This window comes from Pedobacter sp. (assembly GCF_035566355.1).
In the GTDB taxonomy this organism is placed as follows: domain Bacteria; phylum Bacteroidota; class Bacteroidia; order Sphingobacteriales; family Sphingobacteriaceae; genus Pedobacter.
The window spans coordinates 1-6,624 of sequence record NZ_DATMRL010000669.1; the positions used below are offsets into that span (position 1 = coordinate 1).

The window sequence follows — 6,624 nt, forward strand, 5'->3', positions numbered from 1 at the left end:
AATTGTATCCTGGTCCTGTACAAAATCTTGTTGGCATTGATCATCAGCGATCTGTTGATGTTAAACCAGCCACCCCAGCTCTCGTCTATGTTTTTGACAATCCATATAAGGATGTACAGCAGAACAGCGAAGACAATGAAGACCAAAAAGAAAAAGGATAAAATAGCCAGACGGGTTACATAGGATACTTTTTCCTTACTAATGACGATGGTTTTAAAGGTACTGGGCATATACACCATATGGCTATAGCCAAGTACATCATCATTAATATATACGGGTTCATCTTTATGTCCTTTAAAATCAATACTAGTGAGTTTGTAGGTAAATTTACCAGACTGCTTAATGAGCTTGCCATTATTGTAGAAAGCAAAAGAGTAGTCTTTATAATCCTCATCGCCTTTTACTTTCCCATCCACCAGCAGTTCAGGAAACTGGCTGTTGTAATCATATAGCTGATATTTAAGCTCTAGAACCAATGTCCCGAGAATATGCTTGTTATAAAAAACCGGAATAATTCCGAAATAACTTTGGTAGCCAAAAGTATCATTGAGCCGGTAAAAAAAATTGGAAACCTTAACTGATCCGGACCTGACCAGATTTTTATAATGCGCCAGCGGAATGCTTTCTTCCTGGCTCAAAGAAGAATCCGCATAATTGAAGGTATACAAATTGTACTCAAACTGGGCAAGGTAACGATCCAGGTATTTTTTATCAATCAGTTTCTCCAGCTTAATCTGCTTATATAGTGCTGGTGTCTTAAAATAGTTCAGAACAAAGTGGTCAGATGAGACACCGTTCTCCAGGCTTTCAATAGAACTAATCACCAATGGATTATCCATCGATTGCAATTTTTGCGCAATGGCGTATCTTTTGGTACGTTCTTTTATATCCTTATACTTGACATACTTTATGGAAGAGATCATGGCCAGACAGAAAAAGAGAACAGCATAAATCCCAATAGAGAATTTATTTTTCTGGACATAGATATTCCATCCCATAATAAACAGGAAGAATGCATATATAATAAAAAATGCAGTAAACTCAACTTCTGCCCTATAGATAAAATAAGCAAAAAACAAACCCAGAAACAGCGTCAGACGCTCTTTATTAGACACATTCAATTTCCTGCTCAGCTGCATGGAAACACTTACCGTGAGGTAAACATTAAACCAGACCAGACATAAAATTACGATACTGATCCAGCTTGTCCAGCCAAGATTTATAATATTGGTGATGTCAAAATTAATCTTCGAGTTATAGATTAAACCAGAAAAAACCTGATCGATCAAAAAAGCTATTCCCGAGAACAGCAACAACATCACTGTGTGAAGAACCCAACCTACCGCTTTACTCCTGGCGAGCCGGTCTGGAAGAGCATACTTATCCTTATAAGTATAAATAAAAAGTAATACCCAGGTAATCGAAATTACATTCAGTAACAGATCTCCAAGAGAAGGCAGAAAAAAACTCTCTGCGTACACAGTCGGGCTGAAGAGTTCCAGACTGAATTGATGATTGAACCAGCCATATTGTAAATCTGTTAACCTGACAATCGTAAAAAAACCAATCAACAGGAGAGTTGACAGCACATAATGCCCTTTTTTTGCCTGCCAGGCACATAATCCGTTAAAAAACAAGGAAAAGCTAAAAAGTCCGACAACCCACAACCAGACTTCTATGGTAGAGTACACATTTTTACTATAACCCGGATTGAGCTTTACTTCAAAAAGTAATTTTCCTGTGCTGCTTTTAATCCCATAGAACTCTTCATCTGTAAAAGAGGCCAGTTCCAGAACATTCGAAGAGATCAGATTTTTTGAAAAATCATTCCTGAGAAAGCGATTCTCTATTCTGAAGTCATTTTTGACATCAATCAGAAAGACAAAAACGTAGCTTCCTAAAGTTTTCTTAATTACCTCATAAGAACCATTTGGAAAGGACATAAAGGATACCCCCTCCTTAACCATACTGTCTCGCGGGGGGGTAATTCGATAAGAGCTCCAGAATTTAAGCTCATGATCCTTATAAGTCATCAGGTTAATACCCTTCTCTCTGTAGGTATTGATAAAATTTAACCCGAGTTCATCAGATAAATGGAACTTTTTTGCACGCTCTACCTGTTGTTTCTGATTCAAAAAATTAAAAACCAACTGTTCACTTGCCGAAAGACTAGCCTGCAGCTTCTGCGCCTCATGCTTTAAAAGATCTTTCCTGGTGATAGAATTCTTCAGGGATATCGCTGTCAGAATACAGCATACGCCCATGATTAACAGCAGAAACCGGATTCTACCCCCTACGCTCACATTAGTTGATTTGAAATTTCATATTAAACAGTAACTGTCGCTGAACTGGTTTTAACTTCCCTGCTCACCTTTTTCACCAGACCTTGCAATACGTTTCCAGGACCAACTTCTATAAATTCATCTGCACCATGCGCAAGCATACTTTCAACAGTCTGAGTCCAGCGTACAGCACCGGTTAACTGAGTAATTAAGTTCAATTTGATCTTTTCAGGATCGGTATTCGGTGTTGGATCTACGTTTTGATAAATTGGACAAACTGGCGACTGAATCACCGTCTGTTCAATAGCCTGCTGAAGTTCCAGTCTTGCGGGTTCCATAAGCGGCGAATGAAAAGCTCCCCCAACATTCAACTTCAGTGCTCTCTTTGCACCTGCTTCTGTTAACTTCTGGCAAGCCGTATCAATTCCCTCAAGACTTCCTGATATCACCAGCTGACCCGGACAGTTATAATTTGCCGGCACCACCACTTCAGGGATATCTGCACAGATTTTTTCTACAATATCATCTGCAAGTCCAAGAATTGCAGCCATTGTAGACGGTTGGATTTCGCAAGCCTTTTGCATGGCATTTGCCCTGGCAATCACCAGTCTTAATCCATCTTCAAAAGATAAAGCAGAAGCAGCAACCAATGCAGAGAATTCTCCAAGAGAATGTCCAGCAACCATGTCAGGTTTAAATTCAGCACCTAAAGTTTTCGCGAGAATAACGGAATGCAAAAAGATAGCTGGCTGTGTTACATTCGTTTGTTTTAATTCTTCATCCGACCCGGAGAACATAATATCACTGATTCTGAAACCAATAATCTCGTTTGCCTTTTCAAATAATTCTTTTGCTTCATCATTCTGATAAAGATCTTTCCCCATTCCTGAAAACTGTGCACCCTGTCCTGGAAATATGTATGCTTTCATTTATTTTATTCTATTAATGTAAATTCGCTGTAATTAACCTCAAAAACTCTGCCCTTGTTCTATCTTTTGCAAATTCACCTGTAAAAGCAGAGGTTGTAGTCACAGAATTTTGTTTTTGAATTCCTCTCATGGCCATACATAAGTGTTTGCACTCCATGACCACTGCTACTCCTGCCGGATTAAGGGTTGCCTGAATACAATCTCTTATTTCATTAGTCAGTCTTTCCTGAACCTGCAGCCTGCGGGCGAAAGCATCTACAACTCTCGGGATTTTGCTCAGACCAACAATATGACCATTTGGAATATAAGCAATATGTGCCTTTCCAAAGAAGGGAAGCATATGATGCTCGCACATAGAAAAAACTTCTATGTCTTTTACCACAACCATCTGACTATAGTCTTCTTTAAACATCGCAGAACGAAGAATCTCTTCCGGTTTGGTATCGTAACCATGTGTAAGGTATTGCAAAGCCTTAGCTACCCTTTCAGGCGTTTTAATCAAGCCCTCACGTTCCGGATCTTCGCCCAGTTTCTGTAAAATATCCTTATAATGACCAGCAATGGATGCTATCTTTTCTTCATTATACCTGTCTATCTTTAAATAACCTTCGTTCTCTTCTTCGGTGAATTTTTGTGTTTTACTATCCATTTATTTTTACGCTAATTACCCGAAGTATTCAACAAAATTATTTTCGGTTTCATAAATTTTTATACTGTGCAATTGTATCCCTTCCTTTTCTATGTGAGGGATAAGTTCATTCCAGACCGCGATCACAAGATTTTCTGTAGAGGCCAGTTTGTCCTTCATAAAGTCCACGTCCAGGTTCAGGTTCCTGTGATCAATCTTATCTACAACATTAATGTTGATGATTTCCTTCAGCCATTTCAGGTCGACAAGAAAGCCCGTTTCCGGATTAATTTCGCCTTTAACAGTAACATATAACTGATAATTATGTCCATGCCAGTTTGGATTGGCACATTTTCCATAAACTTCTGTATTCTTATCCTCAGACCAATCTGTTCTGGATAATTTATGTGCGGCATTAAATGACGCCTTTCGTGTTATGTAAATCATTTCTTATAAATTGACTGCAAATATACGCAGAAAGAGGTTTAAGTCGCTACAAATTAATTACCTTCGATACATGAAGATACTTGTTGTTGCAGCAACTCTGCCTGAAATCGGACCTGTTTATGATCACTTCGGTCTACCTCATGAACAGTTTCAATCCACACCTGGCTTTGACCTGCTCATTACCGGGGTTGGCATGACAGCAACGGCTTATGCACTAGGAAAACAGCTAACAACACCCTATCAGTTGGTCCTTAATCTTGGTATCGCTGGCTCATTTGACCACTCCATCCCTTTGGGGAGCGTGGTCAGCATCACCTCTGACACCTTCTCTGAACTCGGTGCAGAAAACAAAAATGAATTCCTGCCTATAGATCAGCTTGGTTTTGGAAAAAGTAATTATTGCATTAACCCTCCATCTTTGCCGCACACTCAAAATCTCAGAACCGTCCCGGGAATTACCGTGAACACCGTACATGGCAACACAGAAAGTATCCAGACTGTTTCAACAAGACTTCAACCTGTAACAGAGAGCATGGAAGGCGCTGCAGTATTCTATTCCTGCGAACAAGCAGCAGTAACCTGTTTACAGGTCAGAAGCATCTCTAATTATGTGGAAGAACGGAACAAGGAAGCCTGGAAAATCGGCCTTGCCATCAAGAATCTTAACCATTGGGCGATAGATTTTTTGACAAATACATAACCGAATGACTTTAGCCAATGCTTAAATTTACGGCATGAAGCTAACCTTAGGATTTTCACCCTGCCCAAACGACACTTTCATTTTCGATGCCCTGATCCATCATAAAATTGATACGGAAGGACTGGATTTTGACGTATTTTTTGACGATGTAGAAACCCTCAACCAAAAGGCGATGCGGGGCGACCTGGACATCACCAAACTTAGCTTTCATGCCCTAGCCTATGTCCTGGATCAATATGCTTTACTGGATGCCGGCAGTGCACTCGGTTTTGGTGTAGGTCCTTTACTGATCTGCAAAAACGAAGAATTCACCGGGCAGCATACGCTTCAGCCTGAACTCCTTGTTGGAATTCCAGGCAAATTCACTACTGCAAACTTCCTTCTCGGCATTGCTTATCCTGAGCTTACCAATAAAGAGCAACTTGTCTTTTCCGAAATAGAAGATGCCCTGTTAAAGGAAAAAATAGATCTGGGCCTGATTATTCACGAAAACCGCTTTACCTACAGCGATAAAGGCTTGCACAAAGTTGTAGATCTTGGAAATTATTGGGAAGGTCTTACTGGATGTGCAATCCCTCTTGGCGGCATTGTAGTCAATAGAAACCTATCTGAGGATATTCAGCAAAAAGTCAACCGTGTATTGCGTAAATCTGTGGAATATGCTTTTCAAAACCCAAAATCGGGCCTGGACTTTATTCGCCAACATGCCCAGGAAATGGAAGAAAAGGTCATGTACAAGCACATTGAACTGTATGTAAACCAATACTCCATCGATCTTGGCCCTGAGGGAAGGAAGGCTATTGACACCCTGTTTACCATGGCGCAATCCAAGGGCATCATTCCTGAAATTACCCAAAACATCTATGTAAACAATTATTGATTACAAGGGCCGTCGGGGATTTCTTTGGTGATCTTGATCAGTTTGGTAACGACAAGGGTAGAATCGAAATCTGCAGAAACAGTCAGACTATCAGATTTCACTATACGGCCTTCCACTTCAATATAAACAGGTTCGTAAGGCTTTTCAAAATTCAGATTACTATAGGCAAGCTCGAGTGTTTTTGCACTATCCGCAACCCAATATTCACTGCCCTCTTCACAATCCGTAAAAGATTTAATCTCAGGCCCAAAGCTATACAGGCCCTTTATCACTTTAACGTCACTGCCCTTTTGTTCAGACGTATTGCGGTTACACGCAACAACAGCAAGAGAGAGAACAATAGATAATAACGTTATTTGTTTGATAAGCTTCATGGTTAGAAATCTTGATTTATATGATTTATCTTTTTCACACTTAAATTCGCTGACAAAGCTGATGCCACAAAGGAGAACAATCCGACAGTAAAAAATACAAGCAGAAAATCCGTCCATTTAAAAGCAACAGGGTAGGCGTTCAAAATTGTTCCTTCCGAAATCTTGACCAGACCATATTTTTGCTGAATCAGGCAAAAGAGAAACCCAATTAAAAGCCCAAATATACATCCTGTCATTGTAATCATCATCCCTTCTATTAAAAATATTCTTTTTATCAATGTTTTTCCTGCCCCCAGACTACTCAGCACGGCAATATCTTTTAACTTATCCAGTACGAGCATTGTTAACGAGCCTATAATATTAAATATAGCAATAATCAGGATA

7 protein-coding genes and 1 pseudogene are annotated in these 6,624 nt (G+C 39.7%); 2 read left to right on the forward strand and 6 right to left on the reverse strand.

All coding sequences use genetic code 11. The annotated features are described in order from the left end of the window. The 4 genes and pseudogenes from VNZ46_RS26410 to VNZ46_RS26425 all read right to left on the reverse strand — a co-directional run. Positions 1 to 2,264: pseudogene (locus VNZ46_RS26410) on the reverse strand (two-component sensor histidine kinase); the annotation flags it as partial. 62 nt (positions 2,265 to 2,326) lie between these two features. Beyond that, complete coding sequence (gene fabD / locus VNZ46_RS26415) at positions 2,327 to 3,211, reverse strand: ACP S-malonyltransferase (RefSeq protein WP_325564209.1); 885 nt, start codon at positions 3,209 to 3,211, stop codon at positions 2,327 to 2,329. A 13-nt stretch (positions 3,212 to 3,224) separates the two neighbouring features. After that, entirely contained in the window at positions 3,225 to 3,860 is a 636-nt protein-coding gene (folE, locus tag VNZ46_RS26420; protein ID WP_108555845.1) for a GTP cyclohydrolase I FolE, read from the reverse strand. A 15-nt stretch (positions 3,861 to 3,875) separates the two neighbouring features. After that, the gene (locus VNZ46_RS26425; RefSeq protein WP_108555844.1) at positions 3,876 to 4,286 is read right to left on the reverse strand and encodes a 6-pyruvoyl trahydropterin synthase family protein; all 411 of its coding nucleotides are present in this window, start codon (positions 4,284 to 4,286) and stop codon (positions 3,876 to 3,878) included. A 70-nt stretch (positions 4,287 to 4,356) separates the two neighbouring features. Between VNZ46_RS26425 and mqnB the strand changes: the two genes are divergently transcribed. Next, positions 4,357 to 4,986, forward strand: coding sequence for a futalosine hydrolase (mqnB, locus tag VNZ46_RS26430; RefSeq protein WP_325564212.1), 630 nt, complete (start codon positions 4,357 to 4,359; stop codon positions 4,984 to 4,986). A gap of 34 nt (positions 4,987 to 5,020) precedes the next feature. Next, entirely contained in the window at positions 5,021 to 5,866 is an 846-nt protein-coding gene (locus tag VNZ46_RS26435; protein WP_325564214.1) for a 1,4-dihydroxy-6-naphthoate synthase, read from the forward strand. Here VNZ46_RS26435 and VNZ46_RS26440 read toward each other — a convergent pair. Next, positions 5,860 to 6,240: a hypothetical protein gene (locus tag VNZ46_RS26440; protein WP_325564216.1), complete on the reverse strand. Its 381-nt coding sequence runs from the start codon at positions 6,238 to 6,240 to the stop codon at positions 5,860 to 5,862. The two genes, VNZ46_RS26435 and VNZ46_RS26440, sit on opposite strands and share 7 nt — an antisense overlap. A 2-nt stretch (positions 6,241 to 6,242) precedes the next feature. Continuing rightward, positions 6,243 to 6,624 (reverse strand): ABC transporter permease (locus VNZ46_RS26445; RefSeq protein WP_325564218.1); only part of this gene is annotated, 382 nt, incomplete at its 5' end.